The organism is Streptomyces sp. AF1A (assembly GCF_047340315.1).
In the GTDB taxonomy this organism is placed as follows: domain Bacteria; phylum Actinomycetota; class Actinomycetes; order Streptomycetales; family Streptomycetaceae; genus Streptomyces.
Window position 1 is genome coordinate 44,308 of record NZ_JBLEBI010000020.1, and the last position, 24,625, is coordinate 68,932.

At 69.3% G+C, this 24,625-nt stretch carries 24 protein-coding genes and 1 pseudogene; 19 read left to right on the plus strand and 6 right to left on the minus strand.

Annotated features, from left to right (window positions below; translation table 11 throughout):
• Positions 1–169 precede the first annotated feature (169 nt).
• On the minus strand, positions 170–697 hold the full coding sequence (locus tag ACLU3S_RS09660; protein WP_413951324.1) for a phosphate-starvation-inducible PsiE family protein: 528 nt from the start codon (positions 695–697) through the stop codon (positions 170–172).
• Positions 698–861: 164 nt separating this feature from the next.
• Between ACLU3S_RS09660 and ACLU3S_RS09665 the strand changes: the two are divergent.
• Positions 862–960: pseudogene (locus ACLU3S_RS09665) on the plus strand (3-oxoadipate enol-lactone hydrolase); the annotation flags it as partial.
• 380 nt (positions 961–1,340) lie between these two features.
• Here the strand turns inward: ACLU3S_RS09665 and ACLU3S_RS09670 are convergent.
• The 4 genes from ACLU3S_RS09670 to ACLU3S_RS09685 form a co-directional block, all read right to left on the minus strand.
• Entirely contained in the window at positions 1,341–2,381 is a 1,041-nt protein-coding gene (locus tag ACLU3S_RS09670; protein WP_413951325.1) for an Lrp/AsnC family transcriptional regulator, read from the minus strand.
• A gap of 121 nt (positions 2,382–2,502) precedes the next feature.
• On the minus strand, positions 2,503–3,888 hold the full coding sequence (locus ACLU3S_RS09675; protein ID WP_413951326.1) for an aldehyde dehydrogenase family protein: 1,386 nt from the start codon (positions 3,886–3,888) through the stop codon (positions 2,503–2,505).
• Positions 3,888–4,988 carry a phenazine antibiotic biosynthesis protein gene (locus tag ACLU3S_RS09680; protein WP_413951327.1) on the minus strand — a complete coding sequence of 367 codons (1,101 nt, stop codon included), beginning with the start codon at positions 4,986–4,988 and terminating at the stop codon, positions 3,888–3,890. Before ACLU3S_RS09680 ends, ACLU3S_RS09675 begins: the two co-directional genes overlap by 1 nt.
• A gap of 41 nt (positions 4,989–5,029) precedes the next feature.
• Positions 5,030–6,052 (minus strand): MDR family NADP-dependent oxidoreductase, encoded by a 1,023-nt coding sequence (locus ACLU3S_RS09685; protein WP_413951328.1) that lies wholly within the window; start codon positions 6,050–6,052, stop codon positions 5,030–5,032.
• A gap of 382 nt (positions 6,053–6,434) precedes the next feature.
• On the opposite strand from ACLU3S_RS09685, the gene ACLU3S_RS09690 reads away from it, so the two are divergent.
• Positions 6,435–7,886 (plus strand): MFS transporter, encoded by a 1,452-nt coding sequence (locus ACLU3S_RS09690; protein ID WP_413951329.1) that lies wholly within the window; start codon positions 6,435–6,437, stop codon positions 7,884–7,886.
• A gap of 81 nt (positions 7,887–7,967) precedes the next feature.
• Here ACLU3S_RS09690 and ACLU3S_RS09695 read toward each other — a convergent pair whose 3' ends face one another.
• Positions 7,968–8,987, minus strand: a complete 1,020-nt coding sequence (locus ACLU3S_RS09695) for an Lrp/AsnC family transcriptional regulator (protein WP_413951330.1) — start codon at positions 8,985–8,987, stop codon at positions 7,968–7,970.
• 295 nt (positions 8,988–9,282) lie between these two features.
• On the opposite strand from ACLU3S_RS09695, the gene ACLU3S_RS09700 reads away from it, so the two are divergent.
• The 17 genes from ACLU3S_RS09700 to ACLU3S_RS09780 all read left to right on the plus strand — a co-directional run.
• The gene (locus tag ACLU3S_RS09700; RefSeq protein ID WP_413951331.1) at positions 9,283–10,131 is read left to right on the plus strand and encodes an SAM-dependent methyltransferase; all 849 of its coding nucleotides are present in this window, start codon (positions 9,283–9,285) and stop codon (positions 10,129–10,131) included.
• 365 nt (positions 10,132–10,496) lie between these two features.
• The gene (locus ACLU3S_RS09705) at positions 10,497–11,891 is read left to right on the plus strand and encodes an FAD-dependent oxidoreductase (protein WP_413951332.1); all 1,395 of its coding nucleotides are present in this window, start codon (positions 10,497–10,499) and stop codon (positions 11,889–11,891) included.
• A gap of 163 nt (positions 11,892–12,054) precedes the next feature.
• Positions 12,055–13,239 carry an acyl-CoA dehydrogenase family protein gene (locus tag ACLU3S_RS09710; RefSeq protein WP_413951333.1) on the plus strand — a complete coding sequence of 395 codons (1,185 nt, stop codon included), beginning with the start codon at positions 12,055–12,057 and terminating at the stop codon, positions 13,237–13,239.
• 40 nt (positions 13,240–13,279) lie between these two features.
• Positions 13,280–13,759: a PhzA/PhzB family protein gene (locus tag ACLU3S_RS09715; RefSeq protein ID WP_413951334.1), complete on the plus strand. Its 480-nt coding sequence runs from the start codon at positions 13,280–13,282 to the stop codon at positions 13,757–13,759.
• A gap of 69 nt (positions 13,760–13,828) precedes the next feature.
• Entirely contained in the window at positions 13,829–15,013 is a 1,185-nt protein-coding gene (locus ACLU3S_RS09720; RefSeq protein WP_413951335.1) for a 3-deoxy-7-phosphoheptulonate synthase, read from the plus strand.
• Positions 15,014–15,058: 45 nt separating this feature from the next.
• Entirely contained in the window at positions 15,059–15,682 is a 624-nt protein-coding gene (locus ACLU3S_RS09725) for an isochorismatase family protein (protein WP_413951336.1), read from the plus strand.
• Complete coding sequence (locus ACLU3S_RS09730) at positions 15,679–17,592, plus strand: anthranilate synthase family protein (RefSeq protein ID WP_413951337.1); 1,914 nt, start codon at positions 15,679–15,681, stop codon at positions 17,590–17,592. Before ACLU3S_RS09725 ends, ACLU3S_RS09730 begins: the two co-directional genes overlap by 4 nt.
• Positions 17,582–17,953 carry a hypothetical protein gene (locus tag ACLU3S_RS09735; protein ID WP_413951338.1) on the plus strand — a complete coding sequence of 124 codons (372 nt, stop codon included), beginning with the start codon at positions 17,582–17,584 and terminating at the stop codon, positions 17,951–17,953. Before ACLU3S_RS09730 ends, ACLU3S_RS09735 begins: the two co-directional genes overlap by 11 nt.
• Positions 17,938–18,771 (plus strand): PhzF family phenazine biosynthesis protein, encoded by an 834-nt coding sequence (locus tag ACLU3S_RS09740; protein ID WP_413951339.1) that lies wholly within the window; start codon positions 17,938–17,940, stop codon positions 18,769–18,771. The genes ACLU3S_RS09735 and ACLU3S_RS09740 overlap by 16 nt, the downstream gene beginning before the upstream one ends.
• Positions 18,772–18,783: 12 nt before the next feature.
• Positions 18,784–19,422 (plus strand): phenazine biosynthesis FMN-dependent oxidase PhzG, encoded by a 639-nt coding sequence (phzG, locus tag ACLU3S_RS09745; RefSeq protein ID WP_413951340.1) that lies wholly within the window; start codon positions 18,784–18,786, stop codon positions 19,420–19,422.
• Between the two features lie 29 nt (positions 19,423–19,451).
• The gene (locus ACLU3S_RS09750; protein WP_413951341.1) at positions 19,452–19,991 is read left to right on the plus strand and encodes a flavin reductase family protein; all 540 of its coding nucleotides are present in this window, start codon (positions 19,452–19,454) and stop codon (positions 19,989–19,991) included.
• Between the two features lie 8 nt (positions 19,992–19,999).
• Positions 20,000–20,614: an NAD(P)H:quinone oxidoreductase gene (gene wrbA / locus ACLU3S_RS09755; protein WP_413951342.1), complete on the plus strand. Its 615-nt coding sequence runs from the start codon at positions 20,000–20,002 to the stop codon at positions 20,612–20,614.
• Between the two features lie 134 nt (positions 20,615–20,748).
• A complete protein-coding gene (gene metK / locus ACLU3S_RS09760) occupies positions 20,749–21,912 on the plus strand; it encodes a methionine adenosyltransferase (protein ID WP_413951343.1) in 1,164 nt (387 codons plus the stop codon).
• A 1-nt stretch (position 21,913) separates the two neighbouring features.
• The gene (locus ACLU3S_RS09765; RefSeq protein WP_413951344.1) at positions 21,914–22,882 is read left to right on the plus strand and encodes a carbohydrate kinase family protein; all 969 of its coding nucleotides are present in this window, start codon (positions 21,914–21,916) and stop codon (positions 22,880–22,882) included.
• Positions 22,879–23,814, plus strand: coding sequence for a methylenetetrahydrofolate reductase [NAD(P)H] (metF, locus tag ACLU3S_RS09770; protein ID WP_413951345.1), 936 nt, complete (start codon positions 22,879–22,881; stop codon positions 23,812–23,814). The genes ACLU3S_RS09765 and metF overlap by 4 nt, the downstream gene beginning before the upstream one ends.
• Positions 23,811–24,077, plus strand: coding sequence for a hypothetical protein (locus ACLU3S_RS09775; protein ID WP_413951346.1), 267 nt, complete (start codon positions 23,811–23,813; stop codon positions 24,075–24,077). Before metF ends, ACLU3S_RS09775 begins: the two co-directional genes overlap by 4 nt.
• Positions 24,074–24,625 (plus strand): chorismate synthase (locus tag ACLU3S_RS09780; protein WP_413951347.1); only part of this gene is annotated, 552 nt, incomplete at its 3' end. The genes ACLU3S_RS09775 and ACLU3S_RS09780, both read left to right, overlap by 4 nt.

The window sequence follows — 24,625 nt, forward strand, 5'->3', positions numbered from 1 at the left end:
TGGGTGCTGGAGCTCGTTCCCCGCGGATCGGCCGGGCTGGGCGGAACTGCAGAAGCAGGCGTTGGAGGACCTCGCGACGGCCGTGAGCCGCACACCCCCTGGAACGGGACGTCGGATCGGCTCGCGAGAAGCAGCGAATGCCGGCTGCCGAGGCGGCGAGGACGACGGATCAGGACCCGCGCACCGGGGTGGGTGACGACGCCGGCGACGGGGAGCGCGTCTCCTCCTGGAGCGGGAAGTAGTCTCCCGGCCGCATACAGCGCCGCCACACGTACATCGCGATCGCCATCACGAGGATGAGCGCCGCCAGGGTGAGCAGTTCGATCCCCTCGACGTTCCACCGGAAGGACTTCTCCGCCTCGGCCGTCGCGATGAGCACCCGGCGGATGCCGGCGATCAGGCCGACGACGAGGAAAGGTTCGGCGTCGAGGGTCTGGTTCCGGATGGTGAGACGGACGGTGTGGAGCAGTTCGGCCACGATGAACAGCACAAGGCTGATGTCCACGGCGGAGAGAACGACCGCCTCCTCGTGGTAGGGCCCCTGGAGCGACCTGATGACGTCGTGGACGACCCCGACGGTCAAGACCCCCGCGAGCAGTACGAGGAGCGCAGCGACGACAAGATGGATGCCGTCCTCGATGAGCTGCAGGAGGCCCTGTAACCGGCCGCCCTCGATCTTCGGGAGAATGGGTCGCACACTCAGAATCCTAGGGGTGCCCGCGCCCGTGGGCGCGGCGAGCACTCCGGTGCGGCTTCTCTGCGGGATCGAACGCAGTGCCGGGCGTGCCGCGCCGCGAGGTCACGAGCCGCCGGGTTCACCTGGCCGCGTGAGCTTTCGTGAGACGTGAGAGGGTCGGAGGCGTGAGTGAGACACCGTCGAACACCCTGCAATACCGCTTTGACGGGCCAGAAGAGGCTCCCGTCCTGATCCTGGGGCCCTCGCTGGGTACCACATGGCACAGGTTGTAGAGACCGTCCACAGGCGTCTACGCAAGTCCAGCGCGGGAGTGAAGCCGCAGGTCAGGGCCTTTTGGTCTGTGAGGGGCCGTCCAGTTGGTGATGGCTGGGTGATAGGCGGGTGATAGCGCGAGGCCCTGCCGGGGTCCGTCCTGACGGGGCCTCTGCGCGGAGATGTGAGGCGGCCAAGCCGACCGGAGCGCTCCGGTGCGGCTTTGCGGTGGGTCCGACTGAGCTCGCAAAGCCTGACGCGGTCAGCTGCTCATGGACCCCACCCGGCTCGCCGGCCCGCGCTGTCCCACGGCCCTATGAGGAAGGGTGCGATCGCAAATTTGGCGCCCCTGGGAGCATCGCAGGAGCACGAAATACATTCGCAGCCCCGCCTACCGTTCGCCAAAGGACTGATCATGTGGTTCGCCCCCGGTCACAAGGCGAGCTGGAGTCGGGATCGTGCCCACTGCTTTGAGCGTCCGCAGGACCGGTGCCGTCTCCATGGTGTGGATCGCCTTGACCGCCCCCAGGCCGTGGGTGAGGTAGCGGTACAGGGCGGCGGTGTCCCGGCACAGGGCGTGCGCCACGAGATTGGTCGGGCCGGTGGTGTGGGCCACGAAGGCGAGTTCGTCATGGCGGGCGAGAGCGTTGGCCACTTCATCGAGATGCGCGGGGGCGACCGCCATCCACAGCAGCGCCTTCACGTTGCCGCCCAGCAGGGCGGGGTCGATCTCGATGTCGAAGAAGATCGCCCCGCAGGCACGGAGGTGGTCCAGTCGGCGTGAGACCGTCGCCGGTGACCAGCCCGTGTCGGCGGCCAGGTCGGCGATGGCTGCTCGTCCGTCCCGCCGCAGTGCGTCCATCAGGGCGTGGTCGGCAGGGGAGAGTTGCACTTGGCTGCAGTGATCCGGGGGCGGCGTTCCGCCGGGGCCGACGAGCTTAGTTCCGGCCAGCATGCGTTGTTGCCGCGCGGTCAGTGCATTGGCGCTCATCTGCCACGGGGTGCGCCAGCCCCGGTAGGTGTGCAGCAGGTGGTGGGCGGAGACGGCGGTGAGTCCCCCACTGGGCGGCAGTTCGTGCAGCAGAAGGGAGTGGCCGTGTGCCATGCCCAGGGGAGTCTCCAGGACGGCGACGATCTCGGTGCCTCCACCGGTGAGGTAGACCCAGGAGGTGTCCGGGCGGCGCACCAGGGCGTGTGCGAGGTCCAGGGCGGTCTCGGGAGCGGCTGTCAGCCGCAGCAGCCATTGTTCGTGGCCGGTCAGCTGAGGGTCGGGCAGGCCGACGACGCGCAGCGCCGCCTGCTCGCGAAGCCGCTCGTAGTGCCGGGAGACCGTCTGCGGCGATACCGCCAGTACGGTGGCCAGCTGGGTGAAGGAGGCGCGGCCGTCGATGTGCAGCGCGTGGACCAGCGCGCGGTCGAGTTCGTCCAGCATTCGCACACCATCCTGCAAGCGCCCTGCGGGGGCAGGGCGAGACACGGCCGCCGACGGAGCAGAACCGCCCTCTCCGTCGGCGGGGGCGGTGGGGACTCACCGCCGCGGACAACGCGATGGGTCAGTCCCTGATCACCGACTTGCAGCGCATCAGGAACTCGGCGAGGTAGCCGTCGTGCGGCAGCCCGGAGTCCATCCAGTACGTGCGGTGGTCCCCCACGTACACGTTGCCGATCGACGGCTCCTCCACGAACTCGGCCACCAGCCCCTCGTCGTGCGTGATGGCGGTGAGGACGAGGCTGCCCTTGAGCGGTGCCATGCCGTCCTCCCGCGTCCACGGGGCGACCCAGACGCAGGGGAAGGGCATCTCGACTGCCGCCTGCGGCGCGTGGGGCGAGTCGAGTTGGTGGACCGCGCCGCGCAACACGGCGCTGCCGTCGCCCAGTTCGGCCAGGATGCCATCACCATCGAGCCAGGGCTTGGTGCCCATCGCCCGGTGCAGAAGATGGGCTTCGAGCGCCTTGGCGGTGGCCAGCGACTGGACGGGGAAGACCGCGGCCGGATCCTGCGGGGGCAGGCTCGGCACAGCCGCCAGGCGCTCGGCGAGGGCGGCGCACAGCGGGGCCGGATCGCCTTCCACGAAGACAGCCGTCGTGTTCACGCAGCCCGTGCCGCCGTGACCGCTCACCGAGTCGACGATCGCATCGAGATGGTCCCGCCAGTCCACCTCACGGGTCAGCAGGATCTTCGACCGGCCGGGACCCTGGGGGAGTACCGACGGATTCCCGGCGTACTTGCGCACCACGTCGTCGCCGCCGTAGACCAGCCCGGCGTCGGCTCCCCGTAACAGCGCGTCCGCGGTGGCGTGGTCGGTCGGCAGAAGCGCCACCTGGTCGTCGCCGAAGCCGGCCGCACGCAGTGCCGTGACCAGCCGGTGGGGGGTGTACGGCTCGCGCCGGGACGGCCGCACCGCGACCCGGTAGCCCAGAGCGAGTGCCTCCGGCCACAGGCTGTGCGGCCCGGGATGGTTGCCGGCCGCATGAACCGCGAACACGTTCCCGCGCCGCACCCACACCGCGCGCCCGGTGCGGGTCAGCGGGTCGTCCCAGCGGTGCACCGCTCCCGTCGGCCGTGCGTGCTCCACGCTGTAGTGGGCCTTGCGCAGCCGCGAGGCGATGGCCGTGACGGTGGCCCGCACGACCGAGATGGGTGTCCCGCCGACCCGGCTGACTCGGTGTGCGTACGCGTCCGGCGTCAGGCCGTCGAGGGTGGCGGTGGCGAAGAGTTCGGCGGCCCGGGTGATCATGCCGATCCGCTCGTCGGGTGCGGGTGTGGCGGCCAGGTTCAGGGCCTTCATCGTCCGGTCGACGAACAGCGAAGGGACAAGGCTTAGTTCGGCGCTCTCCTGGCCTGCCACGTCGGTCACGGTCAACCGGTTGCGGGACCGGTGCCGCCCCCGGGCTCCCAGGGCGTCGAGCGGGATCACATCGGTAGCGGGTCCGGTCATCAGTACACTCCCTCGATCACGGCCTCGTTCTCGAAGGTCGCCACCGGGGCGATGTCCGCCACCGCGTCCCCTGCCTGTCCGGCGAGCGGTTCGATCCGGGTCGCCACGTCCCGCTCCAGGTTGTTGGGGAGGAAGAACGACTTGCTGACGTGATGGACGAGGACGCGGCCGCGCTCTCCGTATCCGACCGGACGCAGCGTCTCCGGATTGACGACGGAGAACGTGACGTACGGACTGCACGGGTCGAAGACGCAGCCCGCGTCGTCCGGCAGGCCCGGGCGCTCCCCGGCGAAGCCGAGGATCATGGTGCTGCCGTAGTTCCCGCACAGCGCGGTGCCGGGGAAGACCTCGGTCTTGTAGAGGTACCGGGAGTCGGGGTCCAGTTGTGTGCCACCCCAACGGATCGCGCGCACCTTCTCGTTGACCAGTTCAGTCAGGTCGTCTCGTCGGGCGATTCGTTCGAGCAGCGGAGGCGTGATCGTCAGGACACCGATGTCCTGCGTGCGCAGGATGAACGCTGCCTGGTCGACGAGGTGTTCGGCGTAGGCGTCGGCGTCGGCCCCGCGTCCGGAGGCGATCAGCTTCTTCACCCAACGCGGGTCGAGGTCGATGGTGAAGCCGTGCCGTCCGTGTGTGGTCGCGGACCTGCGGAAGTACTCGCCGACGATGTGCGGACCGGTTGGCACTAAGCCGAGCCAGTCGACGCCCCGCACGAAGCCGTGGGCGTCGAGGTTGAGGTTGCTCCAGTGGAGCATCCTTTCCAGCCAGTCCCGCAGCAGCACGACACGTTTCGGTGCTCCGGTCGTACCGCCACTCTCGAACACTCCCACGACATCGGGGGACCGGCCGTAACCGCGCGGTATGAGGTCCTGCGCGGGTACGTCCCGCAGTTCGGCCGCCATGTTGGGGAAGAGGACGAGATCGGCATGGGTCTTCACGTCGGTGCGGGGATCGAAGGGCAGGCTCTCGGCCCGCTTGAGCCAGAAAGGCGATCCCGTCTCGGGACCGAAGTGCCACTGCATCGCGGCTTGGATCAGTTCATCCGGTTCCGGTCGGACGGTGAGGGGGAGATCGAGGATCTCGGTGGCGGCTCGCGGCACGGAAACTCCTAACCAGGTTGACGGGTATGACGGTTGCGCGGCTACAACTCGATGACGACAGCACCGATGTGCCGTCCCTCGATCACCTCCAGCAGGGTCCGCGGCGCGTTCTCGATGCCCTTGACGCGAACATGGGGGAAGGTGATCTTTCCTGCCCTGAGCCAGGCACCGAAGCGCTCGGTCCACTCGTCCTTGTCGTCGTAGTCGTCGGAGCTGAAGCCGCGCATCTCGATGCGCTTGTGGATGAGCGGCAGCGAGTCCAGCTCGACGGGTGCGCTGGTACCGGTGCCGTCTGCGGCGAGCTGGCCGGACAGTGCACCGATCAGCACGAATCGGGCGCCCGGGCGCGCCGCCTCGACGGCCGCCCGTAGCTGCTCTCCGCCGACGTTGTCGAAGAAGACGTCGATGCCGTCGGGTGCCGCCTTCGCCAGCTGATCGGCGAGGGGGCCCGCGCCACGGACCACTACGTCGTCGTAGCCGAGTTCGGTGCGCAGCCGGTCGGCCTTCTCCTGCGAACCGGCGCTGGCGATGACCCGCCCGGCCTCCAGCTGCCGAGCGATGAGGCCGGCCATCGAACCGATGCCGCTGCCCCCGGCGGAGACGAACACCGTGTCTCCTGGACGCAGTACGACACCCCGGGTGAGCGCAGCGTAGGCCGTCCAGCCCTGTTGCAGGTGAGCCGCCGGATCCGGCAGCGTGGAGCGGTCCAGCCGGGTGCATTCGGCTACCGGTACGACGGCGTACTCGCGCCAGCCCAGCCAGTGCGAGACCAGGTCGCCCGGCTCGAAGCCGCTGCCCACGGGTGCTTCGACGATCTCGCCGATCGCTGCGCCGACCAGGGTGTCACCGGCGTTGAGTACGGGGAACGGGGTGTCTTGGGTCGCACCCGCTATCAGGATGCGAAGAGTGGCGAAGACATGGAAGAACTGGTTGCGTACCAGCACCTCGCCCTCTCCGGGCGGTACGACGGGGGTGTCCACCACGCCGAAGTGCTCCGGCTTGGGCAGCCCGGTCGGCTTGGCGAGGAGACGGACTTCTCTCTGGGTGGCGGGCAGGACTGTCATGCACGCTCCTGAACACGGTGTACGTAAGGGAGTGGACACCGGCGGTGGCCGGGGAGCACCAGCGTGAAGTGATCACACCCGGCCACTCCAGTCGTGTCGGCGGACTGGAGCATTTCTTCCATCGAGGAAGCCCCGTTGAAGGAACCTCACACCACGAGGGCGGCCTCACGCGCGCACGACAGTGCCGGTGACGGCAGGAACGCCACCCGCCAGGGATGTGCGAAATCGACACCAGGGGTGGCACCGATGGAAGGAATCCGCCATCTCCCGGCTCTGGCTGGAGCACCCCGTTCCGCCGCCCTCACGCTGGGTTGTGGTCGGTCCCGACGCCCCCGAGGGGGCCCCGGGCCGGCGTGTCGACAATGGTGGAGAGGAACCCTCGATGACTGCTGAGCGTGTGCTGACGCCGACTCCCACGGCGTACCGATGGCGGTGGCTGGCGCTCACCGCCCTGCTGCTCGGTGAGGCGATGAACCTGCTGGACGCGACCATCGTGCAGGTCGCCGCACCGAAAATCCACGCCGATCTGGGCGGGTCGGTGTCCGACATCCAGTGGTTCACCACCGCCTACACCCTGCCGTTCGCAGTGCTGCTGATCACCGGCGGCCGACTCGGTGACATCGCCGGCCGCAAGCGCCTCTTCGCGATCGGTGTCACCGGATTCATGGTCGCGTCCGCCGCCTGTGCCGCGGCGCCCACGGTGGGGCTCCTGATCGCCTTCCGCGTGGTGCAGGGAGCAGCGGCGGCGGTGATCATCCCCCAGACCATCGGCCTGATCAAGACGATGTTCGCCGGCCCCGAGATGTCCAAAGCGCTGGGCAGCATCGGTCCGGTCATGGGCCTCGCCGCCGTATGTGGGCCTGTGCTCGGCGGTGTGCTCACCCACGCTGACCTGTTCGGCTCCTCGTGGCGCGCGGCGTTCCTGGTGAACGTCCCGGTGTCGCTGGTCGTCCTCGCGATCTCGCCCAGGCTGATGGAGAACCGTGCTCCCAAGCGGCCCACCCACGACCTTCCCGGTACGTTGCTGGCCATGGCAGGGATCGGGCTCGTCGTCTATCCGCTGATCGGCGCGGACCTGACCGCCCTGTCGGGGTGGAGCTGGGCGGCCATTGCGGCAGGGCTGTGCCTGATGGCGGGGTTCGCGGCGCACCAGCGCGCAGTGGCCGCAGCCGGGCGCAGCCCGCTGGTGGAGCCGAGCCTGTTCGCCCACCGTGGATTCCCGGCCGCGCTGGTGACGTCGACGTCCTTCTTCGCCGTCACCAACGGTCTGATGATGGTCATCGTGCTCCAGCTCCAACTCGGCCTGCACACCGACGTGCTGAAGGCCGGCCTGACCCTGGCCCCGTGGTCGGTGGGGCTGGCCGTCGCCTCCTGGGTGGCCGGCGCACACCTGGTCAAGCGCTACGGGCACCGCATGATGTCCCTCGGACTCACCGTCCTGCTGGCCGGTGCGCTCGCCGCCATCGCCGTCTATCACGCGGCGGACCCGCACACGTACCCGACACCGCTGCTGTTGGCACTCGGCGTCGTCGGACTGGGGGTCGGCCTGTTCAGTCCGGCGTTCTTCACCATCGCGCTCAAGCCGCTTCAACCGCAGGAGATCGGCTCGGCCGCCGGCCTGCTGAACGCCGTACAGCAACTCGGCGCCACGCTCGGTGTGGCGATCCTCGGCAGCGTCTACCTGGGCAGCGCGGGTGGCGGCGGCGCCTCGGCGGCCCTGCACGCCGTCCAACTCGCGTTCTGGGTCGCCGTGGGGCTCGTCGTGATCAGCTTCGTGACCAGCCGGATGATGATCGACAGGGACGCTCCCGCCGAGGCCGGGTCGGGACACTGACCGAACCGCTTCCGGCATGGCGTGCGCGGCGGCCTCCGGGCCGCCGCTTCGGCGTGCCTGTGCTCTCCGGGCCACAGGCCCTCAGCCCCGGGCGCGAGCCGGGGCGGACGGCATTCTGGTGCGGGCCAGATCCGTGATGATGGGGCTCGCGGCCTTCAGGTTCTGCAGGACCGGGCTGGTCTCCAGGGTGTGGATCGCGTCCAGGGAGCCCAGTCGCCGGGCCAGGTAACGGTGCAGGTCGGCGGGGTCGCGGCACAGTGCCTGGGCCACCAGATTGGTGGGACCCGTGGTCGCGGCGACGTAGGCCAGTTCGTCGTGGCCGGCCAGGGTCGCCGCCACGTTCTCAATGTGCGCCGGGCTCACCGACATCCATAGCAAGGCCCGTGTGTTGGCACCGAAGTGGCCTGTGTCGACCTCGACGTCGAAAAAGATGGCGTCACCCGCCTGCAGATCGGCCAGCCGGCGCGCCACCGTCACCGGAGACCAGCCTGTCGCCTGGGCAAGCTCCGCGTGAGTGGCTCTTCCGTCCTTTTGCAGCGCCATGAGCAGGTCGGTGTCGCTGTCGGTGAGTTGACGCGGCACGGCCACGTACGAGGTGTCGGCCGCCTCGTGCTCGCGCAGAACGCGCTGCTGCTCCTCGTCCAGGGCGTCCGCGCTACGGCGCCAGTTCGTCGGTCCCCCGAGGTAGGTGTGGAGAATGCAGTGCGCGGATACAGCGGTGATGTTGCTGGTCCGTGGAATGTCGCGCAGCAGCAGGGAGTTGCTTGCGTCGACATCGGTCGGCGTGTGGATGATCGCGACGATCTCGGTGCCGCCCGAGGTGAGTTTTACCCACGAGGTGTCCTGTCGGCGCACCAGCGCGTAGGCAAGGTCCTGTGCCGAGTTCGCTGCTGCGGTCAGCCGGATGAGCCACTGGGTCTGGCCCGCCTGATGGGGATCGGGCAGTCCGACGACTCGTAAGGATGCCTCGGTCCGGAGTCGGCGGTAGCGTCGGGCGACGGTCTGCGGCGAGACGTCGAGGGCGGTGGCGATCTGGCTGAATGGTGCGCGGCCGTCGATGTGCAGCGCGTGGATCAGGGCACGGTCCAGGTCGTCCAGCATGCACACATCCTTCAATGAGGGCCTGCTCCGTGGAATAAACTTGAAGATAGCGCAAAGCAGACTACCATCGCAGCCGCAAGGCCCAACAGAATTCCATCAGTTCGCCGCTCGGGCCGGAGCTGCCCCGGGCGTAGCGGGGCACGACAGCGAATGGACAGGCGCTCTCAAGGGTTTTTTTTGCCGCCTCATCTGCCAGGCAGTGCTCGCCGATTTCGGCGTGGTGTTTCACGGGTGAGGTCTGCCCGTGTTGACTCACTTCTTTTCGTTGAACTGAACTAGTTTTGGGGAGGATTTTATGGTGGAAGTGAAGGCCCCCTCCGTCGGAGTCGGGCAGACCGCGCTGTTCATCGCGTGGATGCGGCAACTGGAAAGCGAGCGTCCGGATGCGCTGTTCCGGGACCCGCTCGCCGCCGCGATGCTTTCGGCACTTTCCGAGGATCCGGTTCTGGCCGACGTGGCCGAGGTGATCAAGCAGACGCACAACAGCGCCCGCGGCTTCCCTACGTACTTCGCGGTGCGCACGAGGTTCTTCGACGACGAGATCCTCGCAGGGGTTCGAGGCGGCATCCGCCAGGTCGTCACGCTGGCCGCCGGTGTGGACGGGCGTACGGTACGGCTGGATCTGCCAGCCGGGACCCGCTGGTTCGAGGTCGAGCTGCCGGAGATGACGACGTTCAAGGATGCCCTCATCGAGAACTCCGGGCTGCCGCTGGCCTGCGAGCGCCTGGGAGTCGCGGCCGATCTTCGTGAGGATTGGCAGTCGGCCTTGCGAGCTGCGGGTTTCGACCCGGGGCAGCCGACGGTCTGGCTGATCGAGGGCCTGCTCATGTACCTGACTGACGCTGCCGGGGAGGCGCTTGTCGCCGGTCTCGGTGAGCTGTCCGCGCCGGGCAGCCGGCTCATGCTGGAACACCTCAAGGCGGCGATGCTGGAGGAGGAGGGCAGGCCGGTACGCGAACGCGTCGAGGAGCAGGGCGCCAAGTGGCTCTCCGCCCGCGACGACCTGGCGGAGTGGCTCGGTGCTCATGGGTGGCGGGCCCGGGTGTACGCGGGCGACGACGCGCGCATCGGTCACGGGCGTACGGTGGCTCCACTTCCGGCCTGCTGGCTGGCGACCGCAGAACTCACCCGTCAGGAACACTGAGGGGAACGCTTCCTGGTGCTCGACCGGAGATACGGAATTCTACGTTCCGTCGCGGACCCCGGTATTTTTCGCCATCGTTTCGATACTTGGCCGAGACGTGCTGCGCGACACGGGCTTCCCCGAGGCGTCGCGCGGTGAGGTCACGGGGTATGATCGTCCGCCGTGTATTTCCCCGCGGTTCGGCGCCAAGTTAACCGGGTGGCGCAGCATTGGATTCCGGCCACATTGTATCCGGCTTGGCGGACTTTTCCCCACGCGACCCGGGATGCAGGATTCCTCTGACCATTGTTTTTGTCGCCCTCCTCTTTCATGGCGCGTCCGGGAACCGGTCTCGTCACTTATCCCACGGACAGCGGAGGATTCGCATGTCTGACGACACAGCCCGCCCATACGACTTCGGAGAGCCGCGTGCCCGCGGTGGCCATTGCGTGGTACTGGGGGCCAGCATCGCCGGTCTCTTCGCCGCCCGGGTGCTGTCCGACACCTTCGACCGGGTCACGCTGGTCGACCGGGACGAACTCCCGGCGACGGACGAGAACCGGCGAGGTGTGCCGCAGGGGCGGCACGCTCACGCGATCCTGCCGGCTGGCACCCGGGGGCTGCAGGAGATGTTCCCTGGCCTGCTCGAGGAGTTCGAGGCGGCAGGAACACCCGTGGTGCGCGAGCCCACCGAGATGCACTTCGCCCCAGGCGGTCACCTGCTGTGCCAGGAGGGCCGTTACGCCGACCCCACCCCGACCTACCAGCCGACCCGGCCGCAGTTGGAGGGTCAGGTCCGGGCCCACGTGGCGAAGCTGCCCGGTGTGGAGATCATCGACCGGTGTGAGGCCGCAGGGCTGCTCAGTACTCCGGACGGTACGCGCGTCACCGGCGTTCGAACGGTGGAGCGCGACAGCGGGGTCGAGCAGGAGCTGATCGCCGACCTCGTCGTCGACGCGACCGGCCGCGGCGGACGCACCACCCGCTGGCTGGCCGGTCTCGGCTACGAGCCGCCGCGCGAGGACAGGATCGCCGTCGATATCAAGTACGTAAGCCGGAGCCTGCGGCTTGCGCCGGGCGCTCTCGGGCGCCGCAAGGTCGTGATCGTCGGGGCCCAACCCGGCCGGCCGGCCGGCGCGACCTTCCTCCAGCACGACCGGGATCGCTGGATGCTCACCCTGATCGGCTACGCAGGCCACCACCCGCCGACCGACCCCGCCGACTTCATGGAGTTCGCCAAGCCCATCGTGCCTCCCGATGTCTTCGAGGCGCTGTGCGCCGCCGAACCGCTCGACGACCCTGTCGCCCATCGCTATCCGGCAAGCGTGCGCCGCCGGTACGAGCGGCTGGAGAAGTTCCCCGACGGGCTGTTGGTCTTCGGCGACGCGATCTGCAGCTTCAACCCCGTCTATGGCCAGGGCATGTCGGTGGCCGCGCTCCAGGCCGCCGTCCTGCGTGAATGTCTCGCCCGTGGGCGCGAGCGGTTGCCGTACCGCTTCTTCCGGGCGGCCGGCCGCCGGATCGAGGTGGCCTGGCAGATGGCCGTCGGCAGCGATCTGGCCCTTCCCCAGGTGGAGGGGGACCGGCCGCTCCCGGTACGGCTGACCAACGCGTACTTCGCGTGGCTGCTGACCGCCGCCGAGCGGGACCCGGCGCTCACCCAGGAGTTCGTCAAGGTCAGTTCCCTGCTGTCCTCGCCCCTGATCCTGCTCAACCCCGTCACCGTCGGCCGGGTCGTGCTCGGCAACCTGAGCGGCCGCAAGGGTCATCCGGGCCGGTAATCCGGCGTTCGCAAAATGCGGCCCGGGAAACGTGCCGCGTCGCTGAATCCTGCCAATTTTCACCATTATGAATCACCGGTGAATCGAAAATAAGTGCCTTGACTCCCCGGTTTTCAGAACCCTAACGTGTCGAACACCGAGAAATGTGAAAGGGGTGATCGGAATGTTGAATTCCGTTGATCGCGCGGAGCTCGTCGGGCGAGCGGAAGGTCTGCGGGAACTCCTGTGGGAGGACGCCGCCGAGTGCGAGCGTGAAAGGCGCATCTCCGAGCGCGTCGTCACCGCCATGACCGAGGCCGGATTACTGCGGCTTCAGACACCGCGGCGTCTGGGCGGCTACGAGACGGACATGCGCACCCTGCTGGACGTCGCCACCGCGCTCGGCCGGGGCTGCCCCTCGGCCGCCTGGATCGCGGGCGTCCTGAACGCCGGCAACTTCATGGCGGCTCTGTTCCCGGCGGTGGCCGGTGACGAGGTCTGGCGCGAGGACCCGGACGCCCGGTGCGCTTTGGTCCTCGGACTGCCCTCGCCCGCAGTGGAGGCTGTCGACGGCGGTCTGATCGTCAGCGGCGAATGGGCGTACGTCTCCGGCTGCCTGCACGCCCAGTGGGTCAGTGTCCTGATCGCCGTGCCCACCGACGCGGACCGGCCCGATGTGCGCTTCGCACTGATGTCGACCGACGAGGTCGCCATCAAGGACACCTGGTACTTCGCCGGGATGCGTGGCACCGGCAGCAACACCGTCGTCGCCGACCGGGTCTTCGTCCCCGACCACCGGCTCGTGACGTACCTGCCCATCCTCAACGGCGAGACCGACGGCGTCGTCGACCCCGCCCTGCCCTACCGCAACAGCCTGACCGGCCTCTTCGCCATCGGACTGATCGGCGCCCTGATCGGTGGCGCCGAGGCGGCGCTCAACTACGTCCGTGACAAGGGCCCCACCCGGCCCGTGGCTGGCTCCACCTACCGCTACCAGACGCAGTCCCCGAGCTTCCAGCTCGATCTCGCCGAGGCCACCTCGAAGATCGACACCGCGAAGCTGGTCGCCGCCCGTATCGCGGACACCGTCGACGAGCTCGCCCGGGCGGGCATCAACGCTGGCCTCACGGTCCGCGCCCGCAACCGCCTGGAGTCCGCGCAGGTCGGGCGGCTCTGCCGGGAGGCCGTCGACACCCTGCTCACCGCGCACGGCTCCTCCGCCTTCAACGAGTCCAACCCCCTTCAGCGGCTCTGGCGCGACATCAACGTCGGCAGTCGGCACGCCGGCTTCGGGATGGGCATTCCCGAACAGGTCTACGGTCGCGCCCTCGTCGGCGGCGACCCGCGCGAGATCAGCTTCATCGTCTGACCCGGCACACGCACCCCGCCCTACACAGCAGAGGACATCCATGTCAGAGCCCCAAATACCCACCGACCAGAACGCACTGCGCGCCCACAACCGGGCCGTCGTCGAGCAGTACATGAACACCCGCGGCGAGGACCGGCTCCAGCGCCACCTGCTGTTCACCGAGGACGGCACCGGCGGTCTGTGGACCACGGAGAGCGGCGAGCCGATCGTCATCCGTGGCCGTGACCGGCTGGGCGAGCACGCGGTCTGGTCGCTCAAGTGCTTCCCCGACTGGGTCTGGACCAACGTTGAGATCTTCGACACCCAGGACCCCGACCGCTTCTGGGTCGAATGCGACGGAGAAGGAAGGATCCTCTTTCCCGGATATCCCGACGGGTACTACCGCAACCACTTCCTGCACTCGTTCCTGTTCGAGAACGGGAAGATAAAGCAGCAGCGCGAGTTCATGAATCCTTGCCAGCAGTTCCGGGCCCTGGGAATCGACGTTCCGCGCATCGAGCGCGAAGGAATCCCCACCTGACCCGGCGGCCCGCCCATGCGGCCCGCCATGACCCGAATCTGATTCCTCTTGCTCGACGGGGGCATTGTCGTGGGACAAGCACTTACCGACATCCAGAGGGCCAAGGCGCTGCAACAGCCCGATTGGCCCGACCTCGCACAGGTCCAGCGGGTACGGGAGATCCTCAGCTCCCGTCCGCCCCTGGTCCGCGTGGAGGACGTACACACCCTGAGGTCGCTGCTCGCTTCCGTCGCCGCGGGGGAAGCGCTCGTGGTGCAGGCGGGAGACTGCGCTGAAGACCCCGAGGAGTGCACGCCCGGGCACGTACGGCGCAAGACAGCCGTGCTCGACCTGTTGGGCACCACCCTGAAGATGCTCACCGGCAAGCCGGTGGTGCGCGTCGGACGGATGGCCGGCCAGTTCGCCAAGCCCCGGTCGAACGACTTCGAGCAGATCGGTGACCTCACGCTGCCCGTCTATCGCGGACACATGGTCAACAGCCCCGAGCCCGACCCGGAGGGCAGGCGTCCCGACCCACTGCGCATCCTCACGGGGTACATGGCGGCCGGCGACATCGTGGAACACCTCGGCTGGCGCGCGCCCGCACTGCGCACTTGGCCGGGCATCGAACCCCTGGTGTGGACGAGCCACGAGGCGCTCCTGCTGGACTACGAGGTCCCGATGCTCCGCGAACTCGGTGACTCCACGCGCTGGCTGGGCTCCACTCACTGGCCCTGGATCGGCGAGCGCACCCGCCAACTCGACGGTGCCCACGTCGACCTGCTCTCCGATGTGGTCAACCCGGTCGCCTGCAAGGTCGGTCCGACCATGACTCCTGACGAGATCACGTCGCTGTGCGAGCGCCTCGACCCGCTGCGCGAGCCCGGCCAGCTCACGCTGATCTCCCGCATGGGAGCCGACGTCGTCGGCGAGCGCCTGCCGGGCCTGGTGGCGGCAGTCCGGTCCGCGGGGCATCCGGTGATCTGGCTGTGCGATCCGATGCACGGCAACACCATCACCGCACCCGGCGGCCGGAAGACCCGCCTGTTGAGCACCATGGCACACGAGGTCCAGGTGTTCGGACACGCAGTCGCGGCGGCCGGTGGGGTAGCCGGCGGCCTCCACCTGGAGACCACTCCGGACGACGTGACGGAGTGCGCAGCGGACACCTCTGCGCTCGGCCGCATCGGTGAACGGCACACCACCTTCTGCGACCCGCGCCTCAACTCCAGGCAGGCCGTCTCCCTAGTCACGGCCTGGGCCACCACCCTCTGACCCCACACTGACGCGGCCACCCCGCAGGAAAGGAGCCGAGACCTCATGGCTGGCCTACCCCCCATCGCGTCGTACCCCCTGCCCCCTGCCGAGCACCTGCCCGAGAATCTCGCGACCTGGACCCCGCGCCCCGACCGCGCGGTCCTGCTCGTCCACGACATGCAGCGCTACTTCCTCCAGGCGCTGCCGGACCCCCTGCGCGGGGAACTCGTCCACAACGCCGCCGTTCTGCGCAAGCGTGCAGCCGCCCTCGGCGTACCCGTGGCGTACACCGCGCAGCCCGGCCGGATGACCAACGAACAGCGGGGCCTGCTCAAGGACTTCTGGGGCCCCGGCATGCGCACCGACCCAGCCGACCGCGAGGTGGTGGCGGAACTCGAGCCCACGGAGGACGACTGGGTGTTCACCAAATGGCGCTACAGCGCCTTCTTCCGCTCCGACCTACTGGAACGGATGCGGGCCGCGGGGCGCGACCAGCTCGTGCTGTGCGGTGTGTACGCCCATGTCGGCGTCCTGGCCACCGCGCTGGAGGCGTTCACCAACGACATCCAGACCTTCCTCGCCGCCGACGCCCTCGGCGATTTCTCCGAGGCCCACCATCGAATGGCCCTGGACTACGCGGCCCAGCGCTGCGCGATGGTCCTTCCGTCCGCGGAGGTGTTCATATGAGCACGCCACATGACCAGGAATCCCGCCCCCCCGGCGGCCTGCTCGGCCACGTACTGAGCCTTCGAGCACCCGCCTTCGCCCTGTTGCACCGACCGGATTCCGGCCTCCCGGACACCGTCGACGTCCTGGTCGGCGACGTGACGCTGCCCCGGACCCTGGCCGACATCCCGCTCACCCGCCGGCCGTCGTCCGACGACGCGGGGACTGAGCACGATGTCCTCGTCGTCGCGCCGTACCGGCAGATCACCGAGCGCGGATTCACGGCTCCCGACGACGGCGCGCCCCTGATCGCCCTCTCCATCACCGGCCAGGACCGCGTCCCGGTGCCCGAACTCCTCCTCCGGCTCCCGGACACGCCGACCGCGGTGACGGCCCATGGCTTCGACATCGACGACGAGCAGTACGCCGAAACCGTGCGCCGCGTCGTCACGGACGAGATCGGTACCGGCGAGGGGGCCAACTTCGTCGTCAAGCGGTCCTTCCTCGCCGACATCGGCGACTACTCGCTGCGCGACGCGCTGGTGTTCTTCCGCAGGCTGCTAGAGCGGGAGCAGGGCGCGTACTGGACCTTCGTCATCCACACCGGTGACCGCACCTTCGTGGGCGCCACCCCGGAACGGCACATCTCCGTGACCGGCGGAACCGCGGTCATGAACCCGATCAGTGGCACCTACCGCTACCCGTCGGCGGGCCCCACGCTGGAAGGCGTCACCGAGTTCCTCGCCGACCGCAAGGAGACCGACGAGCTGTACATGGTCGTCGACGAAGAACTGAAGATGATGGCCCGCGTCTGCGAAGACGGCGGCCGGGTCCTCGGGCCTTATCTCAAGGAGATGGCCCGGCTGGCCCACACCGAGTACTTCATCGAGGGCCGCACCGACCGGGACGTGCGCGAGATCCTTCACGAGACGCTGTTCGCACCCACGGTCACCGGCAGCCCGCTGGAAAGCGCGGTCCGGATCATCCGCAAGTACGAGCCCGAAGGCCGCGGCTACTACAGCGGTGTCGCCGCCCTGATTGGCCATGACACGGGCGTCGGGCGTGCCCTCGACTCGGCCATCCTCATCCGCACCGCCGAGATCGACACCCGCGGCGGGGTGCGCATCGGAGTCGGCGCCACGCTGGTCCGCCACTCCGACCCGATGTCGGAAGTCGCCGAGACCCGAGCCAAGGCATCCGGTCTCCTCAACGCCCTGGAGAGCAGCCGTGCCAAGCGTTACGGCAGCCACCCGGACGTCTGCGCGGCCCTGACGCAACGCAACAGCGGCATCGCGGGCTTCTGGCTCGACGAAAGCACCGGCCGGCCTCCCACGGTGGCTGGGCTGGAGGGGCTGAACGCCCTGATCATCGATGCGGAGGACACGTTCACCGCCATGATCGGGCTTCAGCTGCGCTCCCTCGGCATGGGAGTGACGGTCCGGCACTTCGACGACCCGTACGCCTTCGACGGCCAGGACCTCGTCGTGATGGGCCCGGGCCCCGGGGACCCCCGTGCGGCGGACGACCCCAAAATCCGCAGCCTGCGTTCGGCCATCGACTGCCTGCTGGCCGGGCAACGGCCCTTCCTGGCCGTGTGCCTGAGCCACCAGGTGCTCAGCCTCGGCCTCGGCCTCGACCTCGTCCGCCGGGACGTCCCGAACCAGGGCGTGCAACGCGAGATCGACCTGTTCGGCAGCCGGGAACGCGTCGGTTTCTACAACACCTTCACCGCCCGCAGCGACGAGGACGAGCAGGACGTCGCGGGGATCGGGGCCGTGGAGGTGAGCCGCGACCCGGCGACAGGAGAGGTGCACGCCCTGCGCGGCCCCGGCTTCGCCTCGATGCAGTTCCACGCCGAATCAGTGCTCACTGTCGACGGACCAGGCATCCTGCGCCGCACCATCCAGGAGGTGCTCGGCCGTGCGGGTTGATATCGCCTGGTGGGACCTCGACGGAACGCCGCAGACCATCGAATCCCTCCGGGAGCACCTGCGAGACGGCGCGGTGGCCGCGTGGAGCGACGTACCGGGTCTGCGGCTGAAGCTCTGGATGGCGGACCAGCAGCACAACCGGTGGGGTGCGGTGATGCTCTGGGAGACGGACCGTCCCACCCAACTGCCGCCCAATCGGGCCGCGCAGCTGATCGGGCGCCCGCCCACCCACCGCACCCGGTTCGAGGTCGAGGCCACGGTGGAGGGCGAGCATCTGCTGGCCCGACTCGACGGACTCGGACCCGTGTTCACAGCAACGGCACCTACCTCGGGGGACAAGTCACCGTGCACGAATACATAGTCGTCGACGCCTTCGCCCGAACCCCGCTCGAAGGCAATCCCGTGGCGGTCTTCTTCGACGCCGCCGACCTGACAACCGGGACGATGCAACGCATCGCCCGCGAGATGAACCTCTCCGAGGTCACCTTCGTCCTGCCTCCCGAGCAGGGTGGAGATGCCCGTATCCGCATCTTCACGCCGGTCAATGAGCTGCCGTTCGCCGGCCATCCGTTGCTGGGCACTGCGGTGGCGCTGGGCCTTACGCTCAAGGAGGACCGGCTTCGGCTCGAGACCGCCATGGGTGTCATCCCGTTCGAACTCGCCGACGAGGACGGTGTGTCGACCGTACGGATGCGGCAGCCGGTTCCCGTCTGGGAGCCGTACGAGCAGCGGGAGGAACTCCTGGCGGCGCTCGGCGTCGAGGAGACCATCGCGCCCGTGGAGATCTACCGCAACGGACCCCGGCACGTCTTCGTCGGCCTTCCGAGCGTCACGGCCCTCTCCGCCCTCCGGCCCGACCACCGCGCACTCGGCCGCTTCCCGGACATGGCCGCCAACTGCTTCGCCGGCACCAGCACCAGCTGGCGAGCGCGTATGTTCTCACCCGCCTACGGAGTGGTCGAGGACGCGGCGACGGGCTCGGCCGCAGGGCCCCTCGCCATCCACCTGGCCCGGCATGGGCTCGCCCGCTACGGGCAGCGCCTGGAGATCCTCCAGGGCGTGGAGATGGGCCGCCCGTCCCTGATGCTCGCCACTGCCGAGGGCACCGGCGAGACGGTCCGCTCGGTCGAGGTCGGCGGCCATGGCGTCGTCGCCGCCCGCGGCACCCTCTACGTCTAGCGAGGAATACACGTGAACAGCAGCCGATTCGAAAGCCTCACCGTCGAGGTCGACCTGGACTTCCCCGAGTACGACGATCCGCCGGACGAGCCGATGGCCCTCGTCCACCAGTGGATCAGCGAGGCGACAGCACGCGAAGTGCGTGAACCACGTGCCCTGGCGCTCGCCACCGCCGACAGCCGAGGACGGGCCTCCAACCGCATCGTGACCGTCACCGACGTCACCGCCCACGGGCTGGTGTTCGCCAGCCACTCCACCAGCCAGAAGGGCCGGGAGATGGCCGCCACCGGATGGGCGTCCGGTCTTCTCTACTGGCGCGAGACCGGCCAGCAGCTCATCCTCTCCGGCCCCGCGGAACAGCTGAGCGACGCCCACTCCGACGCCCTCTGGTACGGTCGGCCGATCCCCGTGCACTCCATGTCCGCCGCTTCCCGGCAGAGTGAACCGCTGCGGGACAGGGCCGCCCTGCGCGCCGAGGCCGACCGCCTCGCGGCCCCCGGAACCCCGCTCCCGCGCCCCGCCCGCTTCGTCGGATACCTGCTCAGCCCGGTCACGGTGGAGTTCTGGTGCGCCGACTCGGACCGATTGCACCGTCGACTGCGCTACGACCGTCACGACCGAGGGTGGCGTACGAGCCGCCTCCAGCCCTGATCCGCCCGCCACCCGGAGGTGATCGCCTCATGAAGAGCACAACAGGCACGACCGGCGCGGCCCTGACCCACGCCATGGCCCGCGTCCCCGGACCGGTGACCGTGGTCACCACCGTCGACGGGACCGGGCGCCGCTGGGGGTTCACCGCGACCTCCTTCAGTTCCCTCTCCCTCGATCCGCCCCTCGTCCTGGTCTGCCTGGACAAGGCTGCCAGCACGCACGCGGCGTTCACATCCGCAGACCGCTTCCTGGTCAGCCTCCTCGCCCACGACCAGGAGCAGGTCGCGCTCCGCTTCGCCCGGTCCGGCACCGACCGGTTCGCCGCAGGGGACATGGAGCCGTGCGAGCTGGGCCTGCCCGGCTCACCGGACGCCTGCGCCCGGGTCGCCTGCGCGCTGCACGCCGTCCTGGACGGGGGTGACCACAGCATCCTCGTCGGCCGCGTCCTGGACACGCACGTCGACGACGACCGCACGCCGCTCGTCTACCACGACCGGACGTTCACCCACCCGGCCTTCGCGCTCGACCTGCCGAATCCGTTGCTGTCCCTCCACCTGGCGGACTGGTGAAGTCCGACATGGACACCGCCGTGAAGGTCACCGTCGTCTACTACTCCGCCACCGGCCATGTCGCCGACATCGCCCGGGAGATCGCCGACACGGCCGAGAAGGCCGGCGCCGAGGTCCGGCTGCGCCGGGTCGCGGAACTGGCCCCGCGGGAAGTCGTCGACGCCCAGCCCGCGTGGGCCGCCAACGCGGCGGCGACCGCCGACATCCCGCTCGCCGCTGTCGAGGACATCGTCTGGGCCGACGCCGTCCTGATGGGGTCCCCAACCCGTTTCGGCAACGTCGCCGCTCAGCTCAAGCAGTTCCTGGACACCCTCGGCGGAGCCTGGCAGAGGGGTGAACTGGCCGACAAGATCTACAGCGGCTTCACCTCTACCGGCAGCCCGCACGGCGGCAACGAGTCCACGCTGCTCGCCCTCATGCACTCCTTCCACCACTTCGGCGGCATCGTCGTGGCCCCCGGGTTCACCCACCCGGACAAGTTCGCCGACGGCAACCCGTACGGCACCGCCCACCACGACGGCGGAGGCACCGTCCCGGTCGGCGACATCACCCGCAACGCCGCCCGCGTCCAGGCGGAACGCGTCGTGCGCCTGGCCGAAGCCCTCACCGCCGCTACATCCTGACCATCCTCCCCCCAGCAGGGCCGGAGAGCTCCTACTTCCCCCGGGGAGCTCTCCGGCCCGACACCCGCACCCCCGCCGTACGACGTCTTCGGAAGCTTCATCAGTCAGCAGCCGCTGCGACCCCAGGGAGAGCCATGTCCCGCCGCCTGTTCACCTCGGAATCCGTGACCGAGGGACACCCGGACAAGATCGCCGACCGGATCAGCGACACCGTCCTCGACGCCCTGCTCGGGGACGATCCCCGCTCGCGGGTCGCCGTGGAGACCCTGATCACCACCGGGCAGGTACACGTCGCCGGCGAGGTGACCACCACCGCGTACGCGGACATCCCCGCACTGGTCAGGGAAGCGGTCCTCGAGATCGGCTACGACACCTCCCAGAAGGGGTTCGACGGGCGGTCGTGCGGGGTGTCCGTCTCGATCGGCGCGCAGTCCCCGGACATCGCCCAGGGGGTCGACACCGGCGGCGCGGGTGACCAGGGCCTGATGTTCGGGTACGCCTGCGACGAAGCCCCCGAACTGATGCCGCTGCCCATCCAGTCGGCCCACCGGCTCGCCTGCCGGCTCGCCCAGATCCGCAAGCAGGGCATCGCCCCCTATCTCCGCCCCGACGGCAAGACCCAGGTCACCATCGAGTACCTGGGCAGCCGCGCGGCCCGCCTGGACACGGTCGTCGTCTCCGCACAGCACGCCGCGGACGTCGACCTCGACGCTCTGCTCACTCCCGACATCCGCGCTCACGTGGTCGAGCACGAACTGGCCCAGATGGCCGACGACGGCATCAAACTGGACACCGAGGACTACCGCCTGCTGGTCAACCCGACCGGCCGCTTTGAAGTCGGCGGCCCGATGGGCGACGCGGGTCTGACCGGCCGCAAGATCATCATCGACACCTACGGCGGCATGGCCCGGCACGGCGGCGGCGCGTTCTCCGGCAAGGACCCATCCAAGGTCGACCGCTCGGCCGCTTACGCGATGCGGTGGGTCGCCAAGAACGTCGTCGCCGCCGGCCTCGCCCGCCGCTGCGAGGTCCAGGTCGCGTACGCGATCGGCAGGGCCGAGCCTGTCGGCCTGTTCGTCGAGACCTTCGGCACCGCCACCGTCCCGTGCACGGCGATCGAACACGCCGTCCGGCAGGTCTTCGACCTGCGCCCAACCGCGATCATCCGCGATCTGAACCTGCTCCGCCCGATCTACGCCCAGACGGCCGCGTACGGTCACTTCGGCCGCGAGCTGCCCGACTTCAGCTGGGAGCGCACCGACCGGGTCGACGCCCTGCGCGAGGCGGCCGGGGCCTGACATGCGGATCGCCATCTCCGGCTCCATCGCCACCGACCACCTGATGACGTTCCCCGGCCGCATCGCCGACCAACTGCTGGCCGACCGCCTCGACCACGTCTCGCTGTCGTTCCTCGTCGACACGCTGGAGATCCGGGACGGCGGGGTGGCCGCCAACATCGCGTACGGCTTGGCACGACTGGGGCACCGGCCCCTGCTGGTGGGGGCCGTGGGTGCGGACTTCGGGCCCTACGGGCAGCGGCTGTCCGCGCTCGGTGTGGACATCTCCGGCGTCCACGTCTCGCGCACCCGCCACACCGCCCGCTTCCTGTGCACGACCGACCCGGACGGTAACCAGATCGCCTCCTTCTACCCGGGAGCAATGACCGAGGCCGCCGGCATCGAGCTCGTCGAGGTCCTGCACCGAAGCGGAGGCGCCGACCTCGTCCTCATCGGTGCCGACGACCCGGACGCGATGCTCCGCCACACACGCGCCTGCCGCGCCCACGGCATCCGCTTCGCCGCCGACCCCGCGCAGCAGCTGGCCCGGCTTGACGGTGCCATGATCCGCGAACTCATCGACGGTGCGGACCATTTGTTCACCAACGAGTACGAACAGGCACTGCTGCTGGCCAAGACGGGCTGGAGCCGTGCGGATGTCCTGCGCCGCGTCGGCACATGGGTCACGACCCTCGGCGAGAAGGGCAGCCGCATCGAACACGCCGATGACCCCGCGCTGGACATCCCCGCCGTGCCGAGCGCTGAGCTGGTCGACCCGACAGGCGTCGGCGACGCCTTCCGCGCCGGATACCTGGCGGCCTTGGCCTCGGGCGAGGACACCACGCGGTGCGCGCAGTCGGGCTCGGCACTGGCTGCCCGAGTCCTGTCCTGCGTCGGCACCCAGACCTACACCGCCGACCTCGCCCGGCTGCGCGACCTGACGACTGCGGCGTACGGGCTGCATTCCCCCTCAGGAGGTGAGAGCGCATGACCGTCTCCACCCTGGTGACCGAGCAACACCGTCAAGGCCCTGCCGAACTGATCGCAGCGGGGCATCGCTCGTACTCCTTCGAGTTCTTCCCACCCAGGACGGGCACAGGGCAGCGCACCCTGTGGAACGCTCTGCGCCGCGTGGAGGCCCTCAATCCTTCCTTCGTGTCGGTGACCTACGGAGCCGGCGGCACCACCCGCGAACTCACCACCGCGCTCACCCGGCAGATCGCCGAGGACACCACACTGCGCCCGGTGGCCCACCTCACCGCGATCGGCCACTCGACGGCTGAACTGCGCGCGATCATCGGCCGCTACGCCGACGCCGGCATCCGCGACGTCCTCGCCCTGCGCGGAGACCCGCCCGGAGATCCGCAGGGTCAGTGGATCCCGGAGCCATCCGGCCTGCGGTACGCCGCCGAACTCGTCGAACTCATCCGCCAGTGCGGGACCTTCACCATCGGAGTCGCCGCCTTCCCGGAACGCCACCCGCGCTCACCCGACTGGGACACCGACATACGCCACTTCGTGGCCAAGTGCCGGGCCGGCGCCGACTACGCCATCACCCAGATGTTCTTCCGTGCCGAGGACTACCTCCGGCTGCGCGACCGGCTGTCCGCCGCCGGGTGCGACACCCCGGTCATCCCGGGCATCATGCCCGCCACCCGCCACGAACAGATCGCCCGCTTCGCCCGCCTCAGCAACGCCACGTTCCCCGACGACCTCGCACTGCGCCTGCAGAGCGCGCAGTACGACCCCGGCGAGTCCCACCGCATCGGCGTCGACCATGCCACCCGACTCGCCCAGCGCCTGCTCGATGAGGGCGCCCCTGGACTGCACTACATCACGCTCAACCAGTCGTCTGCGGCCATGGACATCCATCGCGGACTGCGCCTGCCCCCACCGCCCCGCGCCCCGGAGGTGTTCTCGTGATCACAGTCACCACACCCGGCACGGCGATCGGCATCACCGTGTACCCCGGCAGACCCCAGCCCGTGCGCATCGCCTGCCATCGCGACCACCGCATTGCCATGGCCTTCTCGGTGCTTGGCCTTACCAGGCCGCACACGTTCACCCTGGACGACCCGCACTGCGTCGCAAAGACGTTCCCGCGGTTCCACGACGAGTTGCGACGCTTGTTGCCCTGGTACGAACTGCCCGTCAAGGCAAACAAGTCGACCGAGGAGCATCGTTGAGCAGGCTGCGTTGGCTGACCGCGGGGGAGTCCCACGGTCCCGCACTCGTCGCGACGCTGGAGGGCCTCCCGGCCGGCGTGTCGATCACCACGGCCATGGTGGCGGACCACCTGGCGCGGCGGCGGCTCGGCTACGGACGTGGTGCGCGCATGAAGTTCGAGCGGGACGAGGTCACCTTCCTCGGCGGCGTCCGGCACGGGCTGACTCTGGGCTCCCCGGTCGCGGTCATGGTGGGCAACACCGAGTGGCCCAAGTGGGAGCAGGTCATGGCGGCCGACCCGGTCGACGCCGAGATCCTCGGTGGCCTGGCCCGTAACGCGCCGCTGACCCGTCCGCGCCCCGGCCACGCCGACCTGGCGGGCATGCAGAAGTATGGTTTCGAGGAGGCCCGCCCGATCCTGGAGCGCGCCTCCGCCCGCGAGACCGCCGCCCGCGTCGCCCTCGGCGCCGTCGCCCGCTCCTACCTGAAGGAGACGGCCGGCATCGAGATCGTCAGCCACGTCGTCGAGCTGTGCTCCGTGAAGGCCCCGCGGGGCGTGTACCCGACG